This is a genomic window from Nocardiopsis sp. CA-288880, assembly GCF_050955985.1.
Lineage (GTDB): Bacteria > Actinomycetota > Actinomycetes > Streptosporangiales > Streptosporangiaceae > Nocardiopsis > Nocardiopsis tropica.
Genome location: NZ_CP192105.1, coordinates 4,186,135 through 4,211,724 on the forward strand (window position 1 = coordinate 4,186,135; position 25,590 = coordinate 4,211,724).

Annotated in this window: 23 protein-coding genes and 1 pseudogene; 17 read left to right on the forward strand and 7 right to left on the reverse strand. The window is 70.6% G+C overall.

Going from position 1 to position 25,590, the window contains the following annotated elements; genetic code table 11:
- Positions 1 to 111: 111 nt before the first annotated feature.
- Positions 112 to 864: a TetR/AcrR family transcriptional regulator gene (locus ACQPYD_RS18525; protein ID WP_433696852.1), complete on the reverse strand. Its 753-nt coding sequence runs from the start codon at positions 862 to 864 to the stop codon at positions 112 to 114.
- Positions 865 to 949: 85 nt separating this feature from the next.
- Here ACQPYD_RS18525 and ACQPYD_RS18530 point away from each other — a divergent pair, with 85 nt between their 5' ends.
- From ACQPYD_RS18530 to ACQPYD_RS18540, 3 genes are read left to right on the forward strand one after another with little or no spacing between them, the layout of a single operon-like run.
- Positions 950 to 1,894, forward strand: coding sequence for an ATP-binding cassette domain-containing protein (locus ACQPYD_RS18530; protein ID WP_433696853.1), 945 nt, complete (start codon positions 950 to 952; stop codon positions 1,892 to 1,894).
- Positions 1,891 to 2,712, forward strand: a complete 822-nt coding sequence (locus ACQPYD_RS18535) for an ABC transporter permease (RefSeq protein WP_433696854.1) — start codon at positions 1,891 to 1,893, stop codon at positions 2,710 to 2,712. The genes ACQPYD_RS18530 and ACQPYD_RS18535 overlap by 4 nt, the downstream gene beginning before the upstream one ends.
- A gap of 46 nt (positions 2,713 to 2,758) precedes the next feature.
- Positions 2,759 to 3,889, forward strand: coding sequence for a serine hydrolase domain-containing protein (locus tag ACQPYD_RS18540; RefSeq protein ID WP_433696855.1), 1,131 nt, complete (start codon positions 2,759 to 2,761; stop codon positions 3,887 to 3,889).
- 88 nt (positions 3,890 to 3,977) lie between these two features.
- Here ACQPYD_RS18540 and ACQPYD_RS18545 read toward each other — a convergent pair.
- The 3 genes and pseudogenes from ACQPYD_RS18545 to ACQPYD_RS18555 form a co-directional block, all read right to left on the reverse strand.
- Positions 3,978 to 4,200 (reverse strand): annotated as a pseudogene (locus tag ACQPYD_RS18545) (transposase); the annotation flags it as partial.
- A 290-nt stretch (positions 4,201 to 4,490) separates the two neighbouring features.
- Positions 4,491 to 4,910 carry a hypothetical protein gene (locus ACQPYD_RS18550; protein ID WP_433696856.1) on the reverse strand — a complete coding sequence of 140 codons (420 nt, stop codon included), beginning with the start codon at positions 4,908 to 4,910 and terminating at the stop codon, positions 4,491 to 4,493.
- Positions 4,911 to 4,976: 66 nt separating this feature from the next.
- On the reverse strand, positions 4,977 to 5,351 hold the full coding sequence (locus tag ACQPYD_RS18555) for a hypothetical protein (RefSeq protein WP_433696857.1): 375 nt from the start codon (positions 5,349 to 5,351) through the stop codon (positions 4,977 to 4,979).
- Between the two features lie 302 nt (positions 5,352 to 5,653).
- On the opposite strand from ACQPYD_RS18555, the gene ACQPYD_RS18560 reads away from it, so the two are divergent.
- Together ACQPYD_RS18560 and ACQPYD_RS18565 are read left to right on the forward strand one after the other, a co-directional pair.
- Positions 5,654 to 6,133 (forward strand): DUF5956 family protein, encoded by a 480-nt coding sequence (locus ACQPYD_RS18560; protein ID WP_433696858.1) that lies wholly within the window; start codon positions 5,654 to 5,656, stop codon positions 6,131 to 6,133.
- Positions 6,134 to 6,157: 24 nt separating this feature from the next.
- Entirely contained in the window at positions 6,158 to 6,601 is a 444-nt protein-coding gene (locus ACQPYD_RS18565; protein WP_433696859.1) for a hypothetical protein, read from the forward strand.
- Positions 6,602 to 6,981: 380 nt separating this feature from the next.
- Here the strand turns inward: ACQPYD_RS18565 and ACQPYD_RS18570 are convergent, their stop codons facing one another.
- Positions 6,982 to 7,740, reverse strand: a complete 759-nt coding sequence (locus tag ACQPYD_RS18570) for a hypothetical protein (RefSeq protein ID WP_433696860.1) — start codon at positions 7,738 to 7,740, stop codon at positions 6,982 to 6,984.
- Positions 7,741 to 7,778: 38 nt separating this feature from the next.
- On the opposite strand from ACQPYD_RS18570, the gene ACQPYD_RS18575 reads away from it, so the two are divergent.
- The 12 genes from ACQPYD_RS18575 (at position 7,779) to ACQPYD_RS18630 (ending at position 21,826) form a co-directional block, all read left to right on the forward strand.
- Complete coding sequence (locus ACQPYD_RS18575) at positions 7,779 to 9,485, forward strand: flavin monoamine oxidase family protein (RefSeq protein WP_433696861.1); 1,707 nt, start codon at positions 7,779 to 7,781, stop codon at positions 9,483 to 9,485.
- A gap of 39 nt (positions 9,486 to 9,524) precedes the next feature.
- On the forward strand, positions 9,525 to 10,805 hold the full coding sequence (gene mtnK, locus ACQPYD_RS18580; RefSeq protein WP_433696862.1) for an S-methyl-5-thioribose kinase: 1,281 nt from the start codon (positions 9,525 to 9,527) through the stop codon (positions 10,803 to 10,805).
- 908 nt (positions 10,806 to 11,713) lie between these two features.
- Positions 11,714 to 13,210, forward strand: a complete 1,497-nt coding sequence (locus ACQPYD_RS18585; protein WP_433696863.1) for a GMC oxidoreductase — start codon at positions 11,714 to 11,716, stop codon at positions 13,208 to 13,210.
- A gap of 9 nt (positions 13,211 to 13,219) precedes the next feature.
- A complete protein-coding gene (locus tag ACQPYD_RS18590) occupies positions 13,220 to 14,527 on the forward strand; it encodes an aminotransferase class III-fold pyridoxal phosphate-dependent enzyme (RefSeq protein WP_433696864.1) in 1,308 nt (435 codons plus the stop codon).
- The gene (locus ACQPYD_RS18595; RefSeq protein WP_267944872.1) at positions 14,524 to 15,438 is read left to right on the forward strand and encodes a sulfotransferase family protein; all 915 of its coding nucleotides are present in this window, start codon (positions 14,524 to 14,526) and stop codon (positions 15,436 to 15,438) included. The genes ACQPYD_RS18590 and ACQPYD_RS18595 overlap by 4 nt, the downstream gene beginning before the upstream one ends.
- Entirely contained in the window at positions 15,422 to 16,168 is a 747-nt protein-coding gene (locus ACQPYD_RS18600; protein WP_433696865.1) for a sulfite exporter TauE/SafE family protein, read from the forward strand. Before ACQPYD_RS18595 ends, ACQPYD_RS18600 begins: the two co-directional genes overlap by 17 nt.
- A gap of 173 nt (positions 16,169 to 16,341) precedes the next feature.
- Positions 16,342 to 17,025: an NAD(P)H-binding protein gene (locus ACQPYD_RS18605; RefSeq protein WP_433696866.1), complete on the forward strand. Its 684-nt coding sequence runs from the start codon at positions 16,342 to 16,344 to the stop codon at positions 17,023 to 17,025.
- Between the two features lie 302 nt (positions 17,026 to 17,327).
- Positions 17,328 to 18,023, forward strand: a complete 696-nt coding sequence (locus ACQPYD_RS18610) for an alpha/beta hydrolase (RefSeq protein WP_433696867.1) — start codon at positions 17,328 to 17,330, stop codon at positions 18,021 to 18,023.
- A gap of 356 nt (positions 18,024 to 18,379) precedes the next feature.
- Positions 18,380 to 18,685 carry a hypothetical protein gene (locus tag ACQPYD_RS18615; RefSeq protein ID WP_352986457.1) on the forward strand — a complete coding sequence of 102 codons (306 nt, stop codon included), beginning with the start codon at positions 18,380 to 18,382 and terminating at the stop codon, positions 18,683 to 18,685.
- Between the two features lie 364 nt (positions 18,686 to 19,049).
- Positions 19,050 to 20,096 carry a hypothetical protein gene (locus ACQPYD_RS18620; protein WP_433696868.1) on the forward strand — a complete coding sequence of 349 codons (1,047 nt, stop codon included), beginning with the start codon at positions 19,050 to 19,052 and terminating at the stop codon, positions 20,094 to 20,096.
- Between the two features lie 150 nt (positions 20,097 to 20,246).
- Positions 20,247 to 20,900: a hypothetical protein gene (locus ACQPYD_RS18625; RefSeq protein ID WP_433696869.1), complete on the forward strand. Its 654-nt coding sequence runs from the start codon at positions 20,247 to 20,249 to the stop codon at positions 20,898 to 20,900.
- A 131-nt stretch (positions 20,901 to 21,031) separates the two neighbouring features.
- Positions 21,032 to 21,826, forward strand: a complete 795-nt coding sequence (locus ACQPYD_RS18630) for a nucleotidyltransferase domain-containing protein (protein ID WP_267944882.1) — start codon at positions 21,032 to 21,034, stop codon at positions 21,824 to 21,826.
- Between the two features lie 153 nt (positions 21,827 to 21,979).
- Here ACQPYD_RS18630 and ACQPYD_RS18635 read toward each other — a convergent pair whose 3' ends face one another.
- Positions 21,980 to 24,856 carry a tetratricopeptide repeat protein gene (locus ACQPYD_RS18635; protein WP_433696870.1) on the reverse strand — a complete coding sequence of 959 codons (2,877 nt, stop codon included), beginning with the start codon at positions 24,854 to 24,856 and terminating at the stop codon, positions 21,980 to 21,982.
- Positions 24,849 to 25,433, reverse strand: a complete 585-nt coding sequence (locus ACQPYD_RS18640; protein ID WP_433696871.1) for a hypothetical protein — start codon at positions 25,431 to 25,433, stop codon at positions 24,849 to 24,851. The genes ACQPYD_RS18635 and ACQPYD_RS18640 overlap by 8 nt, the downstream gene beginning before the upstream one ends.
- Positions 25,434 to 25,590 lie beyond the last annotated feature (157 nt).

The following is a 25,590-nucleotide window of genomic DNA, read 5'->3' on the forward strand; positions in this document are numbered from 1 at the left end:
GGCCCTGTTCTCCCGGTTCGTCCCGTGCGGGGTGTGGGAGGCGGTCCAGGCGTCAGACCGGGCGCGGGCCACCGTCAGGTACGAGCGGGGCCGGGCGGGTCGGCGATGTGGTCACGGCGCCGGTGTTCCGGGATCGCGGGTGCCGCCCTGGGGTGAGACGGTCGCGGCGATACAGTCCAGGACGCGTTCCAGCCCCTGCCGGAACTGCTCGTCGCGGCTGAGCCGCGACCGGCGCGAGTCCGTCACGATCTTGGTGAAGATCGGGTGCTCACCACCGGACACGATCTGCTGGATGCGCGGAAAGCTCCGCGCCGCCCATTGCGCCTCGCTGAGCCCTCGGCGGCGGGCCTCCTCGGCCGAGCTGATCTCCTCGCGAACGGCTCCCTCGATGTAGCTGTTCAACAGGGCCATGAGGCCGAGGTTGTCGTCGATGCCCACATGGGCGTCCAAAACCCCCATCACCCGTTCGATCAGCAGCAGTTGGCAGGGCCCGTAGCCGGGCAGCGACCGGTGCACGGTGGCGATCCAGGGGTGGCGCAGCCACATCCCCCGCATGCCGTGGGCGTAGTGGGCCAGGTCCGCCCGCCAGTCGCCGGAGGGCAGGCCGGCGACGTCGACCTCGCCCTGGATCCGGTCGGCCACGAGCTCGATGAGGTCGTCGCGGCTCGGCACGTACCGGTAGAGCGACATCGCGCCGGCGCCGATCTCGGCGGCGATCCGCCGCATGGTCGCGGCCTCCAGCCCTTCGGCGTCGGCGATCCGGATCGCCGCCTCGGTGATCTGCGCGCGGCTGTAGGCCGGCCGGGGCCCACGGGCCGCGCGCTCGGGACGCATCCAGATGTTCACGTACTCGGCGTCGGTCACCGCCCCACCCCCTTGTTGCGTACATGGTACCCAGTCATCTACATTGAGCGCGACAACCGAGTACAACGTACCCAGTGGAGGCGTCATGGCCGATCCGATCGTGCTCGCCGAAGGACTGCACAAGTCCTTCGGCGACACCCGAGCACTACGCGGCCTGGACCTGAGCGTGGAAAGGGGAACGGTCTGCGGCGTCCTGGGCCCCAACGGCGCGGGGAAGACCACCGCGGTGCGCATCCTGGCCACCCTGTCCGTCCCCGACTCCGGCCACGCCCGCGTCGCCGGATACGACGTCGTCCGCCAGGCCGGCCGGGTCCGCGAGAAGATGGGGCTGGCCGGCCAGTACGCGGCCGTCGACGAGAAACTGACCGGCCGCGCCAACCTGCGCATGTTCGGACGCCTGTCCCACCTGCCCCGGCGTGAGGCGCACCGGCGGGCCGACGAACTCCTCGAACGCTTCGGCCTGGCCACGGCGGCCGACCGCCCGGTCACCGGCTACTCCGGCGGGATGCGCCGCCGCCTCGACCTGATCACCTGCCTCATCCAGCGCCCCGACGTGCTTTTCCTGGACGAGCCGACCACCGGGCTGGACCCGCGCAGCCGCGGCGAGATCTGGGACAGCATCCGGGAACTGGTGGCCCAGGGCACCACCGTGCTGCTCACCACGCAGTACCTGGACGAGGCCGACCACCTGGCCGACGACATCGCCGTCATCGACCACGGGCGGGTGATCGCCGCGGGCACCCCTGACGAACTCAAGGCCGCCATCGGCGACCGCCTCGACGTCGTCGTCGAGGACCCCGCCGCACAGCACCGGGCGGCGACCGTCCTGACCGCCCTCGCGGGCACCGGGCCCACGGCGACCTCGGGCGACCGCCTCACCGTCCCCCTGCCCGCGGTCGGCGTCCGGCTCGCCGACGTCGTGCGCGAACTCGACCGCGCCGGGGTCGCAGTCGTGGACGTGAGCCTGCGCCGCCCCACCCTGGACGAGGTCTTCCTGCGCCTCACCGACCGTGCGGAGGCCGCCCGATGACCGCCGCAACCCCCACCGTGGGCGAACGCCTCAGCCACACGCTCACCGACGGGCTGGTCCTGGTCGGCCGCGAGCTGGCCAGGCTGCGGCAAGAACCCGGGCAGATCGTTGCGGCACTGGCCTTCCCGGTCGTGATGGTGGTGCTGTTCGGCTACGTCTTCGGCAGTGCCATCCAGGTGCCGGACGGCGGCGACTACCGCGCCTACCTCATGCCCGGACTGTTCGCGATGATGGCCTTCACCGCCGTGCAGGGCGTCATGGGAAGGATGGCCGCCGACGCCTCCCGCGGAGTGATGGACCGCTTCCGGTCCATGCCGATGGCACGGCTGGCGGTACCGTTCGCGCAGACCGGCGCCGACTCGGTGATCGGCGCGGTGCTGCTGGCCGCCATGGTCGCCGCAGGCCTGCTGGTCGGATGGCAGCCGCACCAGGGCCCCGTCCCCACGATCCAGGCGTTCCTTCTGATCCTGGTGCTGCGCTACGCGCTGAGCTGGGTGGGCGTCTACCTGGGCCTCGTGGTCAAGGACGAACAGAGCGCCGCCCAGTGGGTGCCGCTGTTCCTGCCGGTCACGATGCTCTCCAACGCGTTCGTCCCCACCGACGGCATGCCCGGCTGGTTGAGGTTCCTCGCCGACTGGAACCCGATCAGCGCACTCACCGCCGCCTCCCGCGAGCTGTTCGGCAACCCGGGGGCCCCGAGCGCGGACGCGGCGTGGCCGCTCACGCACCCGGTGGCCGCCGTCCTTCTCTGGTCCGCCGCGCTGCTGGCCGTGTTCGTCCCCCTGTCGCTGCGCGCCTTCACCCGCGCCGGGCGCTGACCGAGCAGTGCCCGCCCCCGCTGCTCACCCTTGGAAAGGCAACGAAATGACACCCACCACGCACGAGAAGGTGCAGCAGGTCCTGGACCGGGCCGTGGCCGAGGACGGCGTTCCCGGCATCGTCGCCGAAGTCCACGACTCGCGGGGACCGTGGTTCGCCACCGCGGGAGTGGCCGATCTGACCACCGGCCGAACCCGGCGAGCCGGAGAACACCTGCACATCGGCAGCTCCGGGAAGGCCTTCACCGCCGCCGTGATCCTCACCCTGGCGGCCGAAGGCACGTTGGGCCTGGACGATCCGGTGGACACCTGGCTGCCCGGTGTGATGGCGGCGGGCGGCTACGACGGCGGCACGATCACCGTCCGGCACCTGCTCAACCACACCAGCGGCCTGTTCCTCACCGGCCTGGCACCCGAACTCCAGCACAGCCTCGCCACCGATCCATCCCGTGTCTGGACCACCTCGGAGCTGCTGGACCTCGCCGTCTCCCAGCCGCCGACCGGAGAGCCCGGCGAGGGCTTCCTCTACGCCAACGGCGGCTACTACCTGGCCGGAGCGATCATCGAGAAGGCTACCGGCAACAGCTACGCCGCCGAGGTCGAACGCACGGTCCTCCGGCCGCTCGACCTGGCCGACACCTACGTGCGGCCCGCCACCGACACCGGGTACCCGAACCCGCACCCGCGGGCCTACATCGCCGATGTCCTCGACAACGGCGCCGACCCGGCCTCACTCACCCCGGAGGACTACGCACGGATGGTCCAGGACTCCGCTCGGCCCCCCGTCGACGGCACCGGGCTCAACACCTCGTGGGGGTGGGCGGCCGGCGGCATCGTATCCACCACCGGCGACCTGGGCCGCTTCCTGCGGGCCATCGCCACCGGCGCCCTGCTGCCCGAGGCACAGCACCGCGCGATGTGGACCACGGTCTCCCCCGATGACGCCGTCTGGCTGCCGCACGCCCGCTACGGCCTCGGCGTGATCGAGTTCGACCCCGCGGCGACCGACGGCCTGACCCTGCGGGGTGTGAGCGGCACCCTGCCCGGGTCCTTCACGTTCGCGCTGAGCACCGCGGACGGTCGGCGCAGCGTCGTCGTCCACAGCAACATCGAGCCGCGAAGCCTGGACCTCCCCGCCCGGATCGTCGAAGCGGTCTACGGCGTCGTCCTCGACTGACCGCAGGCGCCGGGGCGGCCGCCGGACAGCTCCGGCACGTGCTAGTACAGCGTCGATCTGCTGACCCCGAGCAGGCGGGCGATGGAGGCCACCCGGCGAAGCGCCGGTTCGCGTCGGGACCGGGGGCCGAACACCGGCGGGAGCTGCGCCCAGGTGCAGCCGCTGGTCGCGACGAAGACGGTCGCGGCCAGCACCTGGCGGTCGCCGTGTCTGCGCCGCCCGCCGCCCTGGGGTCGGGTGGGCGCCTCGGGCACCACCGGTTGGAACAGTTCCCACAGCTCGTCCGGCACCAGCCGTTCAACCGTCGACACGCGGCCTGGTTACCGAGAATCCACATGAGATGAGCTCTTACTCGGCGCCGGGGTTCAACCCGCGCGAGCCGGTCCGCTGTCCGGGACATCAGGACCTCGAACGACTCCTGCCGACGGGCAGGCTCCACGCTGTGCCCTGCGGCCACCGCGCGATCTTCGGTCTTCCTACACCGATGATCAGCGGTGGCCGTGCATATCTCTCCGCTACCCCACACCAATAAGATCACATTCTACGGCTGGCGTGCGGGAGTTTTCGTGGATGTCGTCACGTATCTCCCCGCTCCCAAGGATCACCCGCACGCACCAGAGCCCGCCTCGACTTCCACACCCCTCTCACGTAGGAGCCGGGACAGAAGAGCCACCTCCACTCGGGTTCCCTCATATCCGGAGCTCATTGCGTCCCGACTGAATTCCTGGGCCTCGGCGATAGGCACGCCGAAAACTTCTCTGAAAACCTTGAGCAGCACACCCTTCTTCTGGACCTCCCCCACGACCTTCAAGCGCTCCACGCCGTGCCGGTCGATCAAAAGGTCGCGCACATGAGCCGGGGCGGGGCCCCACACCCACTGGTGAGAGACCAGACAGCCGGGGCACTCCCACTCGACCTCCCAACGGAGCCTGCCACTCTTGACCAGTTGAACGACCCAGCCCTTCCGGACACCACCGCACTCCTCGCACGCATCACTCAGGCACACAGCCTGTTCGACCATCACTACTCCCATGGACGCAAGGGCGATCACCGCGTTCCAGCTCTCCGACCCCGACCTGAGACGAGTTCACCCGTCCAAAAAGGAGGACCACGAAGAACCCCCGATTTCCACCAGGAGGCGGCGGGCCCTCTCCCTTACCACTTCCCACTGCCTCGCAGAAACCATGGACTCAGGGCTCCACAGTTCCGGATCGACGTCGATCAGTCCCGTGAAGAGATCAAGGATTTCCTGGATCCCTTCATCGAGGAAGTCGGGGAACTCTTCCTCCTCGTCATACGTGACACGTCTTTTCACAGCGATGTAGAAGTCTGCCAACTGCAGGACGATCTCGTCCTCAGCACAGCCCGTGTGTATGATCCAGTCCAGTTGGCGTTCCCCGCTCCAGGACGCCACCTGGATCGAGAGCATGAAGCTTTCCATGTTCGGTGTTTTCTCGATCACCGGAACTCCGGGAGAAGGTCGGTCCAGTCCGGTCCACTGTCCACGCAGCCCACCTTCCAGGAGGAATATTTCCATGACGCGCGCTTCCGGGGCCCTGAGGGGCCCTCGGCGACCCCTGAAGGAGGCCCTCCATTACCATGCACCGCGAAGGGGCACGCATGGCCTGGGGGATATGGTTCCACGGGCATGCCTCCGTTGAATACGGGTTTTCCACTGCCCTCCGAGCATGGATGGGGACGAATCCCGCTCGTTCCCTCGGACAGAAGACGGCAGACCGTCGCGAGGACGAGGAGAGTGCTCTGATGCACGAACGTTCATGGTCAGCGGTTCCGATCGTCGCCGAACCGCCGACCGACAGCGGAACGGGCGATGGACGGAGGTTCTTCGAGGTCCCCGAGTCCGGTTGGCATGCCCTGTTCGCCTGGGCCGTCGGCCCCGAGCACATGGTCCGGTGCCTGGACACCCGTCCCCCCGAACCGGTCCGCGTGGTCTGCGAGAGCAGAGGCAAGCGTACGGTCAGAGTCGAGGAGCGGACGCGAGGCGACCGGTCGGCGGTTGACTCAATGATTCACGACTACCTCACCGACGCGCGGGTGCCCTCCCAACCCTGCGGTTTTCGATGGTTCATCGAACTGCCGGACGGCATCGACGATGCCGACCAGTTCTTCGCCCGTTTCGGACCGGCCCTGATGAACCTCCCAGCAGAACCTTGCCCGCGGCGGGAGCGTGAGGCCATGATCGCGGTCGCCGAGACCCTGTACACAACCGCTCCTCAGGAGTAAGGGCTCATCTCGACATCCATCAGCATGATCGACGAGCTTACTGCCGTACATGAGGATGCAGGAAATTTCGAGCACATCCGAAATCAGCAGGCGCCCAATATTGTCTTCCTCGAATTCCAACAGGCCCTCGCCGACCATGCCGACACGCGACGACACCATCGCCCCACCAGGAGGAATCAGATGCCGAAACTGGATCGAGAAAGCGCCCTGACCAAGGCCGAGAAGTTCCTTAAAACTGAATCAAGGGAATGGAAACACCATGACGTGGAAGTCATACGGGAGAGAGCATTCCAGCATGGAAGATATCTGATTGCACCTTATAATACTGTTTCATTCCTGAAGACGGGAAAGATGGAGGACAGCCTTGTGGGAAACATCCCCATTCAGGTCGATCTGACCACTGGAACGTGCGAGTTCATCGACATCATGAAGGTCTTGGACTACAGGGACATGGGCTACCCAGTGTGATGCACGTCCGACGACCGCAGATCCACGTTCCGACGAGTACGCCATAAAACCCCTGGGCATCCCGGATTCGCCACCTCATGTCCGAGATTCGTCGCCCCGATGGAACCGGGGAGGATCCAGGGGCCGGTTTCCGGTGCCGCGGGTTCCGCGCGCAACGGTGTGGCTTTCGGGTTTCGGTTTCCCGTCCGCCCAGCCACCCCTCAACCGTCACATCACTCAGTCCGCTCGCGAGGTGCTGTCGGGTTCCGACCCGGAAGGCGGTAGGACTTTCCTCCGTGGAACGTGGCCGATCCCGCCACGCGGAGCCTCGCCGCGGACACGACTCAAGGACATCCCGGACCAGGCGCGGAGCCACCTCCCGAGGCTCGCGGGATGAGCCCTCAGGGGATCTCCGATTTCGACGAATTCCCGTTCACGCCGTTGCCGGAGAAGGACCCCTCCGTTTTCCCGGCCGAGAAGACAGCAGTCTTTTCCCGCCCGGCTTCGGACAGCTCGGTGAATTTCTCGCCCAGCGGCCGTATCACGTTCTTCTCCACCTGGTAGTAGTCGGTGAGAACCGACAGGGGGACACGGCGCAGGTACCAGGTGCCGGTCAGGTTGCAGTCGATCCTCGGTTCGGGATGGAAACCACCGGTGAGCCAGCCCCCGCGCTCGGCCTCGAACGTGGTTTCCAGGCGAAAGTGGTTGAAGAGGCTCTGAGCGGTGGTGAGAACCGGCTCATCGGGATTCTGAGGCCGCGGGTCCGTCACCCCGAACCAGCATTCCGGGTGCGGGGAGTTCTGCACGTAGGCGTCGCCGAAGCCGAGCCAGGGCCAGACGAAGGCGACGAGGCCGGCGTCGGCGATACGGCAGTCGTCGGCGGTCCTGCCCTCGGGGATGCGCTCGGCGTCGATGTAGAAACGGCCCAGCCAGCTGGGAAGCCACAGGTAGTAGGGGTAGGCGCTGTCGTCCGACAGGAGGTAGCTGTTGGCGTTGGAGAACAGCGCCTTTCCCGCCACGGGGGTGAGCCGGGTCCCGTATTCGGGGAGGGAGAACCGGACACTGAGGACCTCGAAGAATGATCTGATGTCGCGGAAGTACTCGGAGAACTGGTCGTAAGCGTTCGAGGTCTCCTGAAGTACCTGCGGACGGAAGATCATGCAGCTCCCCGGTTTCAAGGAAATATGAACAGAATATTATGCCCTCAGTATGCGTGCGGTGCCTTCGGCTGGCAAGAGTACTGTGGGGCGGAAGCGCAGGTGATGGTTCTGTGGTTTCAGGGGAAGAAGATTCCGATGTGGAATATCTGGATGTAGCGGTCGTCGGCGCCGGCCTCGCCGGATGCCACGTCGCGAACAGGTTGGCCGAGGCGAGGAGAGGGAGCAGAATCGGCCTTTTCGAGAACGACCACAGGATCGGCGGAAGAATGCACTCCGTCCGTCTTCCCGGCCCGTCCGGGGCCTGGGCCGACCTGGGCGCCATGCGGCTGCACACGGGCCTGCGCCGGGTCCTGGCGCTCGTCGAGGACCTGGGGTTGGGCGCGGACCTGGTGCCGTTCGAGTTCGGACGGCCGGAGAACCTGTTCCACCTGAGGGGGAGCAGAACGCGGCAGGGGGACCTGGCCGGTGCCGCCCTCCCCTACCGGCTGCGCCCGGCCGAACGCGGGCTGGCGCCGGGGGCCCTGGCCGACAGGGTGGCGCAGACCCTGGTGCCGGGGTTCACCGAGAGCCGCCGCACCCACCACGAGGCACGCGCCCGAGGGGACCGGTCGGTCGCCGACCACGCGCTGGCGGACTTCAGGTCGCGGTGCCGCACGGGGCGGCTGCACGGCCGCCCCCTGGAGGAGGCGACCTGGCCCGAGGCCCTGCGGGCGGTCCTGAGCGGCGACGCCGTGGCCTTCGTGCACGACGCGGGCGGCTACGACGTGTCCGTAGGGGGCGAGGGCGCGACCGCGCAGCTCGACCTGCTCTACCGGACCCCGCCCGACACCGAGTACGTCTGTCTGCGGCGGGGCATGGAGAGCCTGCCGCGGGCCCTGCACGAACGCTTCACGCAGGCCGGCGGCGCCACCCGCCTCGGCCACCGGCTGGTGCGGGTCGAGCGCGGGGACGCTCCCGGCGAGGGCTCCGGGCGGCGACACTACCGGCTCCTCTTCCGGCGGTCGGACACGCGGGGGCGTCTCCTGCCCGGCCATGTCCGCGTGTGCGCCGACGCCGTCGTGCTGGCCCTGCCTCCCGGGCCGCTGGGCGCTCTCGACCTCACCGGCCTGCCCATGGGCACGCACCTGTCCGCCGACCTGGCAGCGGTCGAGGCCGTCCCCGCCCTCAAGCTCCTCCACCTCTACCGGCGCCCGTGGTGGCGGGATCTGGGCCTGACCCGGGGAAGGAGCACCACCGACGCCCCCCTGCGCCAGCTCTGGTACGGAAGCACCTGCCAACCCTCCGAGGGCGATCCGCACCCGTCGCCCGCCCCGATGCTCGCCGCCTACCCCAGCGGCCCCTCGGTCGGGCAGTGGCTCCGCGTCGGTGCCGGCGGGGGCACGGCGGGGGACCACGCCTTCCCCTCCGCGGGCGACGCTCCGGCGCCCGGCGCCGCCGTGGTCGCCCGCGCCCACGCCCTGCTCCGACACGTCCACGGCCTGCCCTCCCTCGAACCGCCCCTCGCCGCCTGCTGGCGGGACTGGAGCAGCGGCGCGTGGCACACGAGGCGCCCCGGCCACGACCCGCACGCCCTGGCACGGCGCATGGGGCAGCCGGCCGCACGCGAGCGTGTGCACGTGGTCGGCGACTGCTGGACCCACGACCCGGGATCCGTCGAGGGAACCCTCGACAGCGCGGAGGCCGTCCTTCGAGAACACTTCGCCCTGCCCGTCCCGGAGTGGTACCGCGACGCGGGCGCCCGCTGAACGCACCCTGACAGGAAGCACACGACCGGAGGAGCCGCCGTGGAGAACACCGATCCAGCCCCGCCCGGACGCGCCGCGTTCGCCGACCGCGCCCTGACCGCGTACCTGGAGACGCTCCCCCGGCCGCGTGCGCGGCTCGGCGGAGGGGCCGGCGACTGGCGGGTCGAGGAGGTCGGCGACGGCAACGTCAACTTCGTGTACCGGGTCCTGGGCCCCTCCGGCTCGGTGTGCGTCAAACAGGCCCCGCCCTACGTGCGCGTGGCGGGCGAGTCCTGGCCGCTGACCCCCGAACGCGTCGTCCACGAGTACCGCGCCCTGGAGGAGCACGGGCGGGCGGCCCCCGGGGCGCTGCCCGCCCCCCTGCACCTGGACCGCGACCGCCACCTTCTCGTCATGGAGTACGTGGAGGACCACACCGTCCTGCGCCACCACCTCGGCCGAGGGGCCCTCCACCCGGGGCTGGGCGAGCAGGTCGGCGACTACCTGGCCCGCACGCTCTTCGCCACCTCGGACCTGGCCCTGCCCGCCGCGGACAAACGCGCCCTGGTCGCGGAGTTCGAACTCAACACCGAGATGTGCCGGATCATGGAGGACATGGTCTTCACGGAGATCTACCGCGACTTCCACCGCAACAGCTGGACCTCTCCCGAGCTGGACCCGGAGGTGGCCGCCGTCCGGGCCGACGCCTGCGTCCTGATCGCCGCCGCCCGCCTCAAGGACCGCTACCTCACCAGCAGACAGGCGCTGCTGCACGGTGACCTGCACACCGGCTCGGTCATGGTGGGCGCGACCGGGAGCAGGGTCTTCGACCACGAGTTCGCGTGCTTCGGCCCCATGGGCTTCGACGTGGGCGGGTTCCTGGCGCACCTGCTCATCGCCTACTTCGCCGCGGACGGCCGCCGCGGAACGCCCTCTCCCCACGAGGACGAGCAGCAGGCCTGGCTGTTGGACCAGGTGGAGCAGACCTGGAACGTCTTCCGGGAGCGCTTCCTGGCCCTGTGGCGCTCGTCCGGCCACGGCGACTCCTACCCCGCCGCGCTCTTCGCCGACGCCCGCGGGGCCGCCGCCCTGGAGGCCGAACGCGGCGCCTATCTGGACCGGGTCCTCTGCGACTCCGTCGGTTTCTGCGGAGCCGAGCTCATGAGGCGCCTGATCGGCTTCGCCCGTCCCGCCGACCTGACCGGCATCACCGACCCCGGGGCGAGGGCGGCCTGTGAACGCGCGGCCCTGCGGCTGGCGCGGAGCCTGCTCGTGGACGCCTCGGACCACAGGAGCGTGCGCGACGTCACGGACGCGGCCCGGCGCGCCCGCACGGGGTGAGGAAGGCACTGCACGGCGCCGTCGCCGGGCGGGTCCGGGGCCGCGCACCGGCCCCTGCCCGGGCTCCCGCGACGTGCCCCCGGGCGACGTGCCCCCGGGGAAACGGCGTCGGACCGGCGGCTCCGGGCGCCGTGCCGTGGCGGACAGGGGCGGTGTGCGCGGGGCCCTCCGTTCCGAGGGGTCCCGGTGCGCGGATACACGGGTCCTCGCACGGAGAAACATTCGCCGGCAGGGCGAAAGAGCGGTTCGGCGCGCCGAACCGCCGTTCCGCCGCCCGTCGGCCGACGGAAACCACCGCGGGCAGAACCGGCGCGAAAGGGCTTCCGTGAAAAATGACGGCTCCCGCTGCCTCCACTCCCACCGAAGGACAACGCCGGCCTTCGTCGCGAGTGGAAACAGAAAGGAGACACCACTCCTTTCCCGAGGGCGGATATGCTCCCGCGGCCGCACAGGGAATCCCACGGGCCACAGCACACTCCCACGAGTGTGCACGACCGCGCCGAGGACCACTATCACCCACAGGACAGAAGTATCTGTCCACCCCCTCGCCCGGGCGCCCCCACAAAGGAACGATAAAGTCCCACACCGACACCAATTCGGGTAAATCAACGAATAAGGGACTGCTATTGACTGGGGCGATTGAGGGAACTAATGTTCCGCGGGGGGCTTCTCGCCGACGACCGAGAACGAGCAGTGAACAGACCGAACGGCCCTGGAGTGCCGGCAGACCCCATTCCCGCCAACGTACCGAGCGCCCCGGAAACCGGTCCCCCAGCCGGAAGAATTCGCTCCGGATTCACTACTCCCTTTCACGTCGAACGAGAACCAGTCGGAATCACGCGGTAATCCGAGGCCCCTCACCCGACCTTGGCCTCCGGCCAGCCACGCCAGCACGGGACACCGAGCCAGTGAAGCATTTCGTCCAGCTCAGTCAGATCCCACGAGACCCCGACTACGACTACTGCGTCATCGGCGGAGGACCTGCGGGCCTCATCGCCGCGCACGAGCTCTCCAGGCGCGGCGAGACGCTGCTCCTGGAAGCCGGAGCGGCCTCGCCCGAGAGCTCCTACGGCGAACTGCGCGCCGCGACGACCGACAGCGTGCTCGTGAGCGACCACGGCGTCCATCCGGCCAACCCGTGGACCCTGCGCGGTCCCGGCGGCGGCATGGAGCGGTACGCGGGGATCCTGGTCCGCTACCGCGCGCAGGACTTCGACAGGTCCGCGGCGTTCGCCCACGCCTCGGCCGACCCGCGCTGGCCCATCGGATACGAGGACCTGCGCCCGTACTACGACGAGGTCGAGCGGCGCTTCGGGATCGCGCGCACCGCCGGCCTCGACCCCACCGAGCCGCCCTCGTGCGCGCCCCTGCTGCCACCGCACCCGCCCAGCGCACGGGCCGATCTCATCAACGAGGCGTTCGACGAACTCGGGATCGGACACTTCCCCACACCTCTCGGGGTCAACTCCCGGCCTTTCGCCCGACGCCCCGCCTGCACCCGGTGCGGTCCCTGCAACGAGACGCTCTGCCCGACCGGCGCGAAGGCCTCGGTGCTCCCGCTCGTGCTGGGATCCGGCTCCGAGCACCGGCTGCGCCTCGCCCACGCGGTCACCGCCGAAGCCCTCCGGGTCGGCCCGAGCGGCCGGGTCAGCGCGGTCGAGTGCCTGGACACGGTCAGGGGCCGGCACGCGACCATCAGAGCCCGGCACTTCGTCATCGCGGCCGGCGCGCTCAACAGCTGCGCCCTGCTCCTGCGCTCCACCAGCCGCCTCCACCCGCACGGACTGGCCAACGGGAACGACCAGGTGGGACGGGGCATCCAGTTCAAGCTCACCGGGTACGCCGACGTGCGGGCCCCCGCCTCGGCTCAGCTGCGGGAGAGCCCCACCCTGTTCAGCACCACCGCGACCACGGACTTCTACCACCGGCTGCCCGGGGGCGGATGCGGCGGCTTCCTCTACGAGGCGTCGACCTCCGACCGGCCCGACACGATCCGTCTGCACTTCGTCGTGTCGGAGACGCCGATGTCCGAGAACTCCGTGGCGCCGGCCCCCTCCTCCGCCGACGGTCCCAACGTCGTGATCCGGCACAGGACCCACCGGTCCGACCTGCGACGGCTGCGCTCCCTCCGCTCGATCGCGGTCGACACCCTCGCACGCATCGGACGCGGCGTCCGCGCCCAGGAGGAGTTCAACGCCACGGGCATGGCGCACCTGGCGGGCGGCTGCCGCGCGGGCACGGACCCCAGGACCTCGGTGGTCGGCCCCGAGGGACGGCTCCACCAGTGCGACAACGTCTATGTCGCCGACTCCGCCTACTTCCCGTACGCGGCCGCCGCCAACCCGACGATGACCGTGATCGCCAACGCGCTGCGCATCAGCAGGCAGCTCGCACAGCACTCCTAGGAGGACCCCTTGGACGGAATACAGCAAGCGCTCGACACCACCTGCACCCGGACGCGGGACATGGACCGCAAGAACCCGCTGCTGCTGGAACGGGGCCAAGGCGCGACGTTCACCGACGCCGAGGGCAGGTCCTACGTCGACTTCACCTCGTGCACCGGCGCCGCTCCCCTCGGCATGGGGCACCCCAGGATCGTGGAAGCCGTCACCCGGCACCTCGCCGACGGCGGCGGCATCCTCCCCGGGACCATGAGCAGGATCCGCGTCGACCTCGCGCTACGGCTGCTGGACCTGTTCCCGCACAGCGAGAGGGTCGCCTTCATGCGGACCGGCTCCTGCGCGACCTCGGCAGCGGTGCGCCTGGCACGGGCGGCGACCGGCAAGAACACCGTCCTCACCAGCGGGTACCACGGATGGCACGACTGGCAGCTGCAGTACCAGGGCGACGCCCGGCAGCACGCGTACGACCCCAGGGTGCACCACTTCGGCTACGACGCCGACCTGCTGCTCGCGCTCTGCCGCGAGCACGCCGACGACCTCGCGGCCGTCGTCGTCTCCCCCGAGCACGACGTCATGCCGACGGAGCACCTGGAGGAGCTGATCGCGATCACGCACGGGTTCGGCGGCGTCGCCGTCCTGGACGAGGTGATGACGGGGTTCCGCGTCGGCCCGGGCGGGCTGACGGCGCGCCTGGACCCCAGGCCCGACATCACCGTGCTCAGCAAGGGGCTCGCGAACGGCACCGCCCTCTCGGCCGTGCTGCTCGGCCCCCGGGTCGCCGGCGCCCACGAGGCCACCGACCTCGGGAACACCTACCTGCGCGAGACGACGCCGTTCGTCGTGGCGCTGGAGAGCATCGACCTCCTGGCCGAGGAGACGGCACGGGTGCACCGGACCACCGCGTCCCTGGGGGCCGGGCTCAACGAGGTGTTCTCCGCCGCCGGCTACCCGGCGTGCGCGGCGTGGGACGACGGGATCCTCCACCTGGTCTTCGCCACCGGCGACCTCGCCGGCGGCTTCTACCGGACGATGCTCGACGCCGGACTCTTCCTGGGCAGCGGGGGGACCATCCTGCCGGGGGCCGGGGTGACCGACGACCATGTGGCCCTCGCCGTCCGCACGGCCCGCACGCTCGCGGAGGGGGCGGCCGCGACCGGCCCCGCGAACCCCTTCGAGACCCCCGACGACGCACCCTGGGAGCCGTTCGCCGACTTCTGCGCCGACGCCTTCCGCGCCACCCCCTCGGTGGCGGACCTGTGGTGGACGGCCAAGGTCGCCGCTCAGGTGAAACCCGCCCGTGAGAAGGGAGCGCTCCGATGAACCCCGTCCTGCTCGGCGGGGAGAACCGCTCCGGCACCACGCTGCTCAGCATCGTCCTCAACTCCCACCCCGACCTGTGCGTGGGGCCCGAACTCGACTTCGTCGAACCCCCCAACCTCGGCACGCACGTCCTGGAGGCGATCGAGCTGGTCCGGTCGCGCGACCCGCGGGCGGTGGGCCCCGGCACCTCCAGCGGGGACCCGTACTGGTACGACGCGGCCCATTTCGTCAAGCAGTGCGAACGGTTCGGCATCGGCTACGCCGAGCTGGCCGGGGCGATCCGCGCCCGGCTCGACAGGGACGGGGGCAACCTCGTCACGCTCCCGCAGCGGTGCGAGCTGATCAGGGTCCTCAGCGAGGCCCGCGCACGCGCGCAGGGCGCGCGGACGTGGGGCATCAAGCTGCAGCGCAAGATCAGGGACGTGGACGAGTTCGCCAGGATCTGGCCGCGGGCGCGTTTCATCCACATCGTCCGCGACGGCAGGGACGTCATCACCTCCCACCTCCACACGGTGCCCGACTGGGGCCACAAGGACGTCGAGACCGCGGCCCGGGACTGGGTGGAGATCATCTCCTTCGCACGCCACCGGGCCCCGTCCGGCCGCTACCTCGAGGTGCGCTACGAGGACCTCGTCGCCTCCCCCGAGGCGGTCACCCGCCGGATGTGCGACTTCCTGGGCATCGCGTGGTCGGCGCGCATGGTCCGCCACCACGAGCTGGAGCACCCCCTCCACCGGAACCCGTGGTCCCACCCCGCCGCCGAGAAGACCAAGGCGCGGCTCACACAGAACTCCGTAGGCCGCTTCCGCCGCGAGCTCGGACACACGAGGACGGCACAGTACGAGAGCGTCGCGGGGGACCTGCTGGCCGACTGCGGATACGAGCGGAGCACAGGTGCCCCCTCCCGATGACGCCGCCCTGTTCGCGGGGCTGTTCGCGCTGATCCTGTTCAGCGCGGCCGTCCAGTCCCTGTCCGGGTTCGGCTTCGCGCTGCTCAGCGCCCCGCTGCTCGCGGCGGCGCTGGGCGGCCCCCAAGCCGTCTCGACCATCATGATCACCGGTACCGCCTGCGACATCGCCATCCTGGCGATGCGGCGGGGCGTGCCGCGGCCGGAGGTGCGCGAGACGTGCGCCCTCGCGCTGTGGTCGGCCCCGGGAATGCTCCTCGGGGCCTGGCTGCTCACGGCGCTGCCCGCGCTCGGGCTCCAGGTGTTCGTCGCGTGCGTGGTCATCGCGGCGGTGGTCCTCAGGGTCCTCTCGCGCGAGAACGGCGCCGTCCTGAACCCGGTCTGGGCGGCCCCTGCGGGCCTCCTGTCCGGGGCGCTCAGCACCTCGACGTCCCTCGGAGGGCCGCCCAGCGTCTACTACCTCGTCCACCGGGGCCTGACCCCGCACACCATGCGCGACACCCTCGTCACCCTCTCCCTGGTGCGCCTGCCCCTCAGCGTCGCGGCGCTCCTGTTCACGGGCGCCTGGGAGGTCTACCCCCTGTGGCTGCCGCTCGTCGGCGCCGCGCTCCTGGGGCAGGCCGTGGGCACCCGGGCCTTCCACCGCTTCGGCCACACCCGCTACGAACACATCGTCCTCGGCCTGCTCACCACGTCGGCCGTCGTGTCCGTGGGCGCCCTCGGCCTCACGTGAGGCCGAGGGGCACTGCCGGCGTCACCGGACGTCATGCCCGTAAAACTTACGGATGACTTCGCCCTGCTCCAGGATGGTCCGGAGGGAGAGAACCGGGGAGCGGATACTTTGTGGCACCAGGAGTCGCCGGCCGGGAACATCCGGCCTCGACATCGGTACACAAGGAGGCGCTCATGTCGGATGCCGAGCGCGTGGTCGTCCTGGGCGGCCACGGCAAGGTCGCCCTGCTCACCGCACCCAAGCTCACGAGCGCGGGCTGTTCCGTCGACTCGGTCATCCGGGACCCCGCCCAGAGCGCCGATGTCGAAGCCGCGGGAGGCAACCCCGTCGTGCTCGACATCGAGCGGGCGGACGTCGAGGCGCTCGCGGAGGCCTTCGACGGCGCGCGGGCTGTGGTGTTCGCCGCCGGCGCGGGCGGGGGCGACCCCGCACGCACCGCCAGGGTCGACTACGAGGCGGCCGTCCGCGCGATGAGGGCCGCCGAGAAGGCGGGCGTCAGGCGCTTCGTCATCGTGTCCTACGCGGGAGCCGGGGTCGATGTGGACAGGATCGACCCGGACAACCCCTTCTACGCCTACGCGAAGGCCAAGCACGACGCCGACGCGCACCTGAGGGGGACCGACCTGGACTTCACGATCCTCGGCCCCGGGAACCTCACCCTCGAACCGGCGACGGGGAAGATCCGGCTCGCGGACGCCGACGGCACGATCGACGGACGACCGCCGGGCGACGAGGGCCGCACCTCCCGGGACAACGTCGCCGAGGTGATCGCCCACGTCATCACCGCGAACGCCGGCGTCCGGCAGACCGTGAACTTCTACGACGGCCCGACGCCGATCCCCGAGGCGCTCCCCTGAGCAAGGCCGACCAGGCGCGCAACCGCGGGAAACTCGGCTCCCGCGGCGGCCGGCCGCCGCGTCTCGACCCGGACGACCACCGCGAGCGCCATGCGGTCGAGTGCGGAACCGACCGCCTCGAGAGGCACCGCGCGGTGGCCACGCTCTACGACGGGCCCGCGGTCCGATACGAGGCGGCCGTCCTTGTCCCGGCCGTCGACGCATGGCTGTGAACGGCCGGACACGGGCTTGGCCGGAACCAGGCGTTCTGCTGTCGGCCGACACGGTCGCGGCTCCCATGGCACAGGGGACAGGATCGTCGCATGCAGCCGATCTTCGTTCTCGTGCACAGCCCGTCCGTGGGTCCCTCCACCTGGCAACCTGTGGCCGAACACCTGACAGCGGCGGGATACCGGGTACGGGTGCCGTCCCTCCTGCGCATCGGCGCCGGTGCTCCGCCCTTCTGGCCCCGGATCGCGGAGGCCGTCCGCGACGACCTGCGGCAGGTCCCGGCCGGCAGTCCCGTCACTCTGGTGGCACACAGCAACGCAGGCTTGTTCCTCCCGGTGATCCGCTCGAGCCTCGACCACCCGGTGACCGGTTCGGTCTTCGTCGATGCCGCACTGCCGGCACGGATCGGGCCGATACCCGTCGCCCCACCCGAGGTGCTGGAGTTCCTCCGCCCGATGGCTGCGAACGGCAGGCTGCCACGCTGGACCGACTGGTGGGACGAGGCGGACATCGCCCCCATGTTCCCCGATCCGCTGGTGCGGCGGACCGTCACCGAGGAGCAGCCCACCCTGCCGCTGTCCTACTACGAGCAGCACATCCCGGTTCCCGACTCCTGGGACGATCATCCCTGTTCCTACTTGCAGTTCAGCCCTGCCTACGACGGCCTTGCCGCCAAGGCGCGTGAACGCGGCTGGCGCGTGGCGCGCCTGCCCGGCGCGCACCTCCACCAGCTCGTCGATCCCGCCGGCACAGCCGGGCACCTCGTTGAACTCGCCACGACGATGTGATCCACCTTCGACACACACGCCAGGACCCTCCGGCCCCGACCAAACGCACCCCTGCCGGTTCACCGATTCTCCTGTCAGGGGGCAGGGTGCACGGGAACAATGGCTCCATGACATCACCGAAAGCACCCGTTCCGTCCCGCTCGGTCGCCTTATCCGCCCTCTGTGCGTCCGCGGTCGTACTGACCCTGGCGGGCTGCGGCGGGCCGGCTCAGCCCCCTGAAGAGGTCCCGTCGGCCGGCGTCCCGTCAACGCCCCCGACCAGCCCCTCCACCTCCCCGTCGGCTTCCCCCTCCCCGGTCGCACCGTCCGACGGCACCGATCTGGCCGCCTGCTCCGACGGCGACTGCGAGGTGGAGGTGACCGCACCGGCAGAGGTCGACCTCGACCCGGAGTTCGCCATCGACACCCTCACGATCGACTCGATCACGGACGGGTCGTTGGCGTTGACGATGACCAGCACCGCGGGCGAGGTGTCCTTCGGCTGCCAGAACAGCGACTCCGCGCCCTGCGACAGCAGCCTGCAGGGGACGTTCGGCCCCGGCGGCGCGGCCACGGGACAGGCGACCGGCGGACCCGGCGCGCAGGTCGGCCTCAACGACCTCGTCCTGGAGGTGGTGGACGTGAGCGGCGACAGCGCGGTCATGCGGATCGCGCCGGCCTGAGCGCTCCCCCGAAGTCACGGCCCGGGGCCAGGCATCCGGTCGGACCAGGCCGAGAGACGGCCAACGGCGCTTCTGGAAGCACTCCGGGGAACCGCACCGCAACGGCGGAGGAGCCCTCCTCCTCGACCGGCTCCGGGCGCGGGCAGGGATGAGCAGCTCCGCGGTCAGGGTGGTCGGAAGCCGAGTGTGCCTGCACGCAACGTGTGATCAGCAGGACACCGCCCCGGGCCTTGTCACCGGTGGCCGCTACTGTCGGGCCCTCCGGCGGAACAACCCGACCGCCGTTCAGCGCAGTCGTCGTCCGGAACGCCGGGACCGCAGGTGGACCGGCCTCCGGGACCGACCTGTCCCGCAGAGAGCCGGCATGCCCCGCACCACACCCCCGCGACCGGTCGACATCACCGCTGTCGTCCCCCGACTGGCGCCGCTGGCGCGCACCACGACCCGGTTGCACCCCTACCCCGGATCGCCGTCCGTCCCCGACAGTTCGATCGGCGGTCCGCTGCTGTGGCCGACCAGCGAGCCGTGGCCGTACTGCGACGGGCCCCACGAGCGGGGCTTCGCGTTGGACATGTCCCTGGTGGACCTGAGACTGGAACGGCTACGCGCCGCCGTGCGCGGCAGGAACAGGACCCCGCAGGAGCAGAAGACGCTCGGGCAGCTGGAGTCCCGGGCCTATCCGCTCACGAGCCCACCGATCGCGCCGCACCACGGTTCGGTGGCGATGCTGCCGCTCGCGCAACTGTACGCGCGCGACGTGCCCGACCTGCCCGCCCCGGCGGGGGCGGACCTGCTCCAGGTGCTGTGGTGCCCCTTCGACCACCCACCGGACACGTTCATGCCCAGGACCGCGCTGGTCTGGCGGTCCTCGGCCGCGGTCACCGGCGTCCGCACCGCACCCCCGGAACCGGCGGCGGTGCAGTACCCGGGCTACCTGCCCGAGCCGTGCCTGATCGAGCCGGAGCAGGTCACCGAGTACCCCCATCTCCTGGAGTTGGGCAAGGACCTGCAGGAGCTGCTGGGGCGGTGGAGCACGTGGGAGGCGGCCGGCGCCGCCCCGGACAGGTCCTACGCGCCCGCCCCGGAGGAGTTCTACCAGGACGAGTTGTCCGTGGCTCCCGGCTGGAAGGTCGGCGGCTGGGCTCCGTGGGGCCCCACGGACCCCGTTCCCCGGTTCTGCCCCGCCTGCGGCACCGGGATGGACCCGCTCCTGACCGTCGCCACGTTCGAATGGGACAGCAGAGACCAGACCTGGGTTCCGCACGAGGACCTGACCGCTGTGTCGTCCCAACGCCCCGGTTGCCCCGACCCGAGGATGCCGACCGCGGTCCAGATCGCCAGCGGCTACAGACAGCAGCTCTACATCTGCCCGGCGGACCCGGAGCACCCGCACACCGAGCTGATGCAGTGAGCGCCCGGACGGCGGCCGCCCGCGCACCGCTGTCTGCGGCCCCGCTCCCGCCCGGGGAGGGGGCATCCGCCCCATGTCCACGGTCAACCCCGTGATCTGCGCTCTCGGCACGACGCCATGAACCGTCGACTCCCACGGGAGAATGACCGTGTGATCGATCCCGGGACCATCGACCTGACCGAGTTCCTGCACACCTGGTACGGCGCGCCCAGCAGACGCGCGGCACCGCTTCCCGATTCCTGCGACTGGCTCCCCGGTCCGCTGAAGGATTGGCACACTCTGGCCCGCCGGTGGGACACCCGGATCACCCACACGACGTCGATGATTCCACCCGAGAAAATTCTTCCCGCCGACGGCAAGGCCGTTTTCATGGTGGACTCGACGGCCGACTGGCGCTGGTGCATCGACCCGGACGAGCCGGACAGCGTCTTCGATGCCGAGGAATACGACCCCGTGGAGAGGAACCCGGAACGGATCGCGGACTTTCTCGTCCACAACACCGTCAGAGAAGCCGCCTTCGGCGCCGCCGCCAGGACGTGGGCGCCCGCGGTTCCCGACGAAGCGTTGCCGGAGATCCTCTCCCCCATGGAAGAAGTCGCGTTCGGCGCCTGGAAGTGGCCGGTGCCGGGCTGCAGGATCTTCCTGGGCGACGGTGCGCTCGCGGAGATCGTCGAGGTCGATCCCGACTCCGGGTGGGAGGTCCACGTGGCCGCGCCGGGCTTCGCTTCCCTGTCCCGCCTGGAGAACATATCCGGAGCACACTGGCGGACGCCTGGGGGCTCGCCGAGAACCGCCCCGAAGTGAGGCCGGGCGCCTGAAGCGCCGCAACGGTGCAGGCCGTCGTGACCCGGCGGCGCTCACCGGATACCGCCTGCGAAACCCCTGCCGAACGGTGTGATACGTTCGAAAACTTTGTTCGCGCCGGAAGGAACTCCATGGACATGCCCTCCCCGCACCGCCGCTTCCTCGACGATGTGCTTCCCGGGATGCGGCAGGAGCCGAGAATTGCCGGCGTGGCCGTCGCGGGTTCGATCGCGGGAGGACTGTCCGACATCTACTCCGACGTCGATCTGGTCGTGGCCGTCGAGGACGAGGCGTTCGACTCCGTCATGGCCGAGCGCCTCGCTCTGATCGGCTCGTGGACCGACCTCGTGGCGGGATTCACCGGGGAGCACGTCGGCGAACCCCGTCTGATCATCACTCTTGTCGGCCCGCCTCTTCTCCATGTCGACTTCAAGTTCGTGCGGGTCCGCGACTTCGCCGAGCGCGTCGAGGACCCCGCCATCCTGTGGGACCGGAACGGCGACCTGGCCGACGTCCTCGCGGCGCACCCGCTCGCGACCGATCCGCTCGACCTCCAGTGGATCGAGGACCGGTTCTGGATATGGGTGCACTACGGTGCCGCGAAGCTCGGCCGCGGAGAGTTGTTCGAGGTCATCGGTTTTCTCGGCTACCTGCGGGATGCCGTGCTGGGCCCGTTGGCCGCGCAGCGCGCGGGAGCGCCGTCCCGCGGCGTCCGCCACCTCGAATCCGTCGCACCGGACGAGGCCCGGGAGCTGCGGGCGACACTCTGCGGTCACGACGCCCACGAGGCCGGCCGGGCCATCCTCGCCACGGTCGACCTCTACCGACGCTGGCGCGACGACACCGGAGCCGCCCTCGACCACCGCCGCACCGCCGAACGGCTTGCCGTCCGCTACCTCCACGACGTCATCGACCGGCCGGCCTGACCGAAGCGCTCCGGCGGGTCACCGAACGGGGATGCGTCGGATGCGGCTGCGACCTTCGCCGAGGGACGGGTCCTGGGTCGGCCCGCAGCGGCTCGGCCCGCGCCGGTCCAGCTCCGTGCAGCCCAGCTCGTCGATGCGGAGCAGGTCCACCCGTCAGCCGGGGCCCCCGTTCACGAGACGGTCCAGAGCCCGGACCAGGGGGCGGCGGACGAGCCACGTCTCGGGGGTGTCGTCCGGACGCCAGTCCTCGGGCTGGTCGCTCTCGGTCCGGATCAGGGTCTCGAAGATCCCCTGGGGCTGGGAGAGGATGAACCGCAGCACGTTCCTCCGGTGGGAGTGGTCCATCTCCGAGATCTGGCGGACGACCCCGTCCTTGCCCTTCCAGACCTCTTCCTGGTCCAGGAGCATGATCCAGTGGTCCTCCGGGGCCCAGCTCGGCTGGTCCCTGCGCAGGAGATCGGCCCTGCGGACGTGCTCGGCAGCCTCCACCCTGCTGATCAGTGTCGGGTCGATCGCCCCCTCCAGCCCCGCCCGCCAGAAGTGCTCCCTGGCCTCGCGCTTGACCAGGACCGCCTCGTGCCAGTGCTTGCGGTGGGCGAGGCAGTCGGCCTGGTGGGTCAGGGCGTCCGCGTACCTTCGCCGGTACAGGGAAGGCCGGGCCGTCGCCAGTCGCCGGTACCGTTCGGCCGATTCCGCCGCCAGCGCGGCGGCCTCCGAGCACCGGTCGACACGCCGCAGCGTCGTCGACAGGTTTCCGAGCACCGCGGCCAGGTCGGCGGCGAAGGCCTCGGGGTTGACCCGCTCGAGCTCCCGCATGACCTGGCCGGCCTCCTCGAACCACCGCACGCTCTCCTGGGACTCGCGAAGGAAGTGCAGCACGGACGCGTAGGAGTTCAGGAGGCGGGCCAGCTCGGGTTCGTGGACACCGGGACGGAGCTCGACGGAACGGCGGAGGATCCCGATGGCCTCCTCCAGGACGACGATCGCCTCGTCCCAGCGCCCGAGGGTCTCCAGGAGAACCCCCAGGTCGTTGAGGGCGTTCCCCAGCTCCGCCTCCTCCAAGGAGCCTTCGGGAACCGTGCGGGCGCGCAGGAGCCGGACCGCTTCCAGCTGGTGGGACAGCGCGTCGTCCCACCGCCGGTCGAGCACGACCAGGTCGGCGGTCTGGCTCAGCGCCGTGGCGAAGTCGGAGGCGCGAGCACTCATGTCGTCGGCGGGCAGCTCCCGGTGGATCCTCACGGCCTCCTCGCCGGCGCTCAAGGCCTCCCTCCAGTTCCCCAGGTCCATGTGGTGCCGAGCCGACTGGGTCAGGGAACGGGCCAGTTCGGGTTCGTGGGCGCGGGCGTCCTCCGCGGCGAGGGTCCGGTGGAGGTCGACCGCCCTCTCCGTCACCACCAGGGCCTCCTCGTGGCGGCCTGCCCGGGACATCCTCAGGCCGAGCAGGCGGTACTCGCGTGCCTCCTCCGCCGGATCGTCGATCCTCTGCAGGCGTTCACCCGCGATGCGCTTGCCCAGCGCGGCGATACCGGCGTCCAGGTCGATCCGGCGGTGGTCCGGGAAGCATGCCTCGACGGACTCCAGCGTCTCCAGGGAGAGGTCCAGGAGCGCCAGCCCCGCGAGGCACTCGCCGCCGCCGGAGGTCGCGAGCGCGGGATCGCGTCCCAACAGGTCTTCGACGTGGCCCGCGACATGGGGCCACCGGTCGGGCGCGGCCGCCGCCACCAGGAAGGTCAACGCGCGCGGCAGATAGGTCGGGCGCCGGTCGGGGGCGGCCGTGTCGACGAGGAGGTCCACCGTGTGCCGCCCCCAGGGCGAGGGCGGGTGCTCCGGGATGCCGTGCCCTGGCAGGGCGACCGCCAGCAGGTCCTCGGCGAAGCGGTCCGGATAGAGCGGTTCGAGTACCTTCTCCGGCTCCGCGGGCGGATAGCAGACGCTGTGGTCGGCCAGGAGTCGGTGCGGATCGGGAAAACCGAGGCGGTCGGCGACGGTCACGCCCTGGGAGTAGGGCAGGGCCCCGGTGAGCGCGGCCGTGAAGACCGACCGGTGCATGGTCCCCGGTGCCGTCGCGTAGTCCAGGCCCGCGGCGGCGTTCTCGTACAGGCGTGTCCAGTGCTCCCTTTCACGGTCCAGGAGGTAGGTCGACAGCCCTACGGCGTCCTCGGGCGGCCTGACCCCGTGGACGTGGGCGTCCACAGCCACCAGGGCGGCCATGTGCAGGGTGAGGACCGAACCGAATTCCGGATCGCCGATCCTGGCAGGCGCCGGAACGGCAGAGGGGTCGGACACCCCGTAGCGGCGCGCGAAGGAGTCCCGGGCGGCGGTGAACATCTCCTCGCGTTGAGAGGCGCCGTTCCGGACGGGTGGGAGTGCCAGACTCCGCGTGCGGGCGTGGAACGCCTTCTCCAGGCTGTGCCGGACCGGGCTCCACATGGCCGTCGACCGTGCGAGCAACAGCAGCCGGGTGGGCACCTCCGCGTGCAGCAGAGAGTTGCTGAGAAGCCAGTTCAGGTGCGTGAGCGGCCAGCGGTCGGCGTAGTCGACCACCAGGAGCAGCCCCCTGGCCCCCCGGAGGCCGAGATCCTGCCCTGCGTGGTCGGTCGAGACCGCCCCGGCGCCGTGGACGGCCGTGACCACCTTCCACCCGTCGTCGAGCCCGCGGTCGGCACACTCCATGGCCAGCCGCGTCTTGCCCTGCCCGCCGGGGCCGTGGACCCACAGCGCCGAGACCCGGGGGCCGTCGGCGTCCCTCCAGGCGGTGACGTCGGCGAGTTCGTCCGCGCGGCCGGTGAAGCCGACGACCCTGGACCGGGCGTCGAGCAGGTGGCCGGGGCGTTCGAGCGGGCCTCCCTCCTCGGGCGCTGTCGGGCGGCGGTGTTCGTGGAGCAGGTAGACGGGGCCCGACTGCTGGTTGACGTGCATGTCGCCGTGGGCGACCGCGTAGGCGTAGCCGCCGTTCTCGGCGCTGACGACCTGCCGCACCGGGGGGACACGGTCGGCGGCGGAGTGCCGGTCCCGGCCTTCCTCATCCATCCAGCGGCCCTTCGGTGCCCCGGCCTTCGGGCCGTCCCGGGTCCGGGGGCAGCTGGTGGACGATGACGTTGCCGTGGAGCGCTCCGAAGACCTGGCCTCCGTCCCTGGCCGTGTTGTTCTGGACCGTCTGGGGCGCCTGACCCGTGGCGTTCCGGATCTCCGCCTCCAGGGCCCGGAGCTCCTCCGCGATCTCCGGGTTCTGTTCGAGTAGCAGACGCAGCCGGACCCGCCAGTGCGGCGCGAGGCCGGTACGCAGTTCGAGTGCGGTGTCGGCGTCGCTTCGGGCCAGCAGCCCCGCGTCCTCGTCCAGGCGCCTGGCAACGGCCTGCTGTTCCTCCTCCCCCTTCCTCCGGAAGAGCCGCACCACCCCGTCACGGGCGAGCGGCCATGCGTCGGTCGCCATGGCGTTGACCACCACGGCCACACCGTCCTTCACCAGGTCTTCAAACATCGACACCTCTGCGTGCTCGTTCAACGGGGTGGTCGGGGGAAGCCGCTCGCGCATCGGCGGCGGCCGTGTCGCAACGATCGCCTGTCCGACCGCGCGAGCGCGGTTCGAGGGCTCGGGCCGGGTCATGGACAGATCCCTTCTACCATCCCGCGGTGACACGGGAACGCCTTGCCGGCAAGGGTTCCTGTCCGCCACCGGCCGGGCGCTCACGATGCGTCCCGGTCGGCGCTCCCCACTATCGTCGTCGCGGCCCCTCTGCCCACCGGCAGATCGGCGCACCCCC